Below are 233 nucleotides of genomic sequence, written 5' to 3'. Positions count from 1 at the left end.
ATCGGGGTCATCGATGCACCGCTGCAGATCCTGTACACCCCGACCGCCGCCTACATCGGCATCGTGTACTGCTACCAGCCGTTCATGGTGCTGCCGCTGTACGCCAACCTGGTGAAGCTGGACAACCGCCTGCTGGAGGCGGCCTACGACCGCGGTGCCAAGCCGTGGCAGGCGTTCCTGCGCATCACCCTGCCGCTGACGCGCACCGGCATCATTGCCGGCTGCATGCTGGT

The 233-nt window shown here is 65.7% G+C and carries 1 protein-coding gene; it reads left to right on the top strand.

Annotated elements, in window-relative coordinates; all coding sequences use genetic code 11:
• Positions 1–233, top strand: a 233-nt coding sequence (locus ACQG3P_RS24330; protein ID WP_426806485.1) for an ABC transporter permease, incomplete at both ends; no start/stop codon positions are given.

Origin of the sequence: Stenotrophomonas sp. SrG, assembly GCF_050031795.1 — a bacterium.
Classification (GTDB): domain Bacteria; phylum Pseudomonadota; class Gammaproteobacteria; order Xanthomonadales; family Xanthomonadaceae; genus Stenotrophomonas; species Stenotrophomonas rhizophila_A.
Note: the sequence above shows the minus strand (reverse complement) of the source record. Positions and strands in the feature narration are given on the sequence as shown.